Below are 2,340 nucleotides of genomic sequence, written 5' to 3'. Positions count from 1 at the left end.
CGATCCATAAACCCCACCTACCGGATGGCCGTGGTATGAAGTCAGGTATCCGACTCGGATACATGCTCCCCTTGGGTTCCTACCCCAAACAACCGGTCGGCTATCTGCCGACCTCGCTCCAGGCCTTCAGCCGTCAACCAAATCGATTTGTTCTTGTTCACCGGATTACTGATGAAACCATGTTCATGTAATCGGCTCATGGTCTCGAAGTCGAACCCTTTCCAAGCATTACCGTTATCAAAACTGAAGGTTGCCAACAGAGCCAGCACTGCTTCTTCAATCAGTTTATCGTCGTATTCCATGATCGTTGCTCCGCTCGTATTCTTTAAGCTCACCGTAAACCCTACCAGCCAGCAAGATGGATAGCGCGTTTAACTACGCGATACCGGCGAGCAGTTCCAGGGCAGTAAAGCTTCGTAATCCTCAACCGAAGAAGCCGTCGACAGGCGCTCAAGTGCGTGGCGCAGCCACGCATAGGGCTCTTGGCCGTTGGCTTTGGCAGTCTCGATCAAACTATAAAGTTGAGCGCTGGCCGTCGCACCTTTGGGGGTGTCGCTAAACAGCCAGTTCTTTCTTCCGATCGCGAAGGGCCTGATGGCGCGTTCGGCAGCGTTGTTGTCGATCGGCAAGTAACCTTCCTCGACGTACCGTTCAAGTTTGTTCCAATTGCTCGCCAGGTAGCTGATGGCTTTGCCCAGGGCGTTTTGAGCGGTAACCTGGGGTTGGGTCTTTTCCATCCAGCTTTTCAACTGAGCCAGCACCGGCAGGCTGTGCGCGTGACGACCGGTTTTTCGCTCGCCGTCGTTGCCGGCCTGTAGGTCGCGCTCGATGCCATAAAGCTTGTTGATCAGGTTCAGCGCGATGTCCGCACGACCCGTCTTGCCTTTGGGCTGCACTTTTTGCGCTTCGACGAATTTGCGCCGTGCATGCGCCCAGCAGCCTAAACGCTCCACTCCTTCCTGCGCGCCCAGCGCGTTGTAACCGGCGTAATCATCGCTCATCACGTAGCCGCGATAGCCATCAAGCAGGCGCGTCGGCACCTCCTGAGCCCGGCTGGTGGAGTAGTCGAAAAGGATCACTGGTTTGTCGGGTGGGCCGCCGGTTTGCACCCACATCCAGGACTGGCTGCTGGGCTCCCGATCCTGCTCTTTCAACACCTGCACGCGGGTTTCATCGCAGTGGATGACGCGGCTTTCCAATAACTGGTCGCGCATTAAATTCAGCAGTGGTTGCAAGTGCTCACCGCACTGGATAACCCAGCGGGCCAAGGTCTGACGCGGGATATCGATGCCATGGCGGCCCAGCACTTTTTCAAAACGGTAAAGCGGTAAACCGTCCACGTATTTGGTGGTCAGCAGCATCGCCAGCACGCTTGGGCTGGCCATACTTTTTTCAATCAACTGAGCGGGCTTGTCCGCAGTGACCGGAGCCGTTTCACAGGCACGGCAACCGTAGACCTTACGGACGTGTTTGATCACGCGGATTTGCATCGGCACGATTTCAAGCTGCTCGCTGACCTCCTCGCCGATGGCGTGTTTGCGGCAGCCGCAGGCACAGGTCAGTTCATGTTCGGGCAGTTCGTGGATGATTTCGATGCGGGGGAGATCGGCCGGCAACGGTTTGCGTTTGCCACGCCGCTGGGTCGGCGCAACAGCCTCCTCTTCTGCGGCTTCATCAATGGGCTCGACGACGCTTTCCGCTTCATTGAACAGGGCCAGCTGCGGCGTTGCCGGATCAGCCGTTTGCTCGGACTTACGTCCGAACAGGCGCTGACGCAGCAGTGCGTTTTCTTCTTCGAGGAAACCGACTCTGGACTGCATCTTCGCAAGCATCTGCTTGAGCAATTCAGGATCATCAGGGAGGTTTTCGGGCATGGAAATCATGCCCTGGATTATACCGAATCAGGCCACGTATCGAGGCGTCAAAACCTGATGTGGACGGTTGCGCCACAGATCAAAACCATCAAGTAGCCAGTTCAGTTCCTGGACGGTCAGGATGATCGCTTCATCGTTGGCATCGGGCGATGTTTTAAATCGTTCGGATTCGAGGCGCTTGAGCCAGAGGCAGAAGCCGTTGCGTTCCCAATACAAAATCTTCACGCGGTTGCGTGGCTTGTTGAGGAAGACGAAAAGCACAGGGTCGAATACTGCGACTTTGATATCCAGTTCGACCAGCGCCGCTAGGCCATCAATGGATTTTCGAAAGTCGACGGGCTTGGGGTAGAGATAGACTTTTTCGACTTTAGCATCGCGTCGCATCATGGCGGGCTGGCTCCTGAGGGAATCGGGAGCACAGCATCCGGGATCAGCTAAGCGCTTTGAATGTGGGGTTCATGGAGCG

Annotated in this window: 3 protein-coding genes; all 3 read right to left on the bottom strand. The window is 56.0% G+C overall.

What is annotated here, in order from left to right:
- Positions 1 to 41: 41 nt before the first annotated feature.
- On the bottom strand, positions 42 to 302 hold the full coding sequence (locus BM70_RS0130895) for a DUF6429 family protein (protein WP_025859586.1): 261 nt from the start codon (positions 300 to 302) through the stop codon (positions 42 to 44).
- 69 nt (positions 303 to 371) lie between these two features.
- Positions 372 to 1,883: an IS66 family transposase gene (locus BM70_RS0130890; RefSeq protein ID WP_025859585.1), complete on the bottom strand. Its 1,512-nt coding sequence runs from the start codon at positions 1,881 to 1,883 to the stop codon at positions 372 to 374.
- Between the two features lie 18 nt (positions 1,884 to 1,901).
- Positions 1,902 to 2,261, bottom strand: a complete 360-nt coding sequence (gene tnpB / locus BM70_RS0130885) for an IS66 family insertion sequence element accessory protein TnpB (RefSeq protein ID WP_025859584.1) — start codon at positions 2,259 to 2,261, stop codon at positions 1,902 to 1,904.
- Between the last annotated feature and the right edge of the window lie 79 nt (positions 2,262 to 2,340).

The sequence above is a fragment of the Pseudomonas sp. CHM02 genome, from assembly GCF_000612585.1.
Taxonomy (GTDB): domain Bacteria; phylum Pseudomonadota; class Gammaproteobacteria; order Pseudomonadales; family Pseudomonadaceae; genus Aquipseudomonas.
The sequence above is the reverse complement of the archived record's forward strand: the minus strand, read 5'-3'. Positions and strand labels throughout refer to the sequence as shown.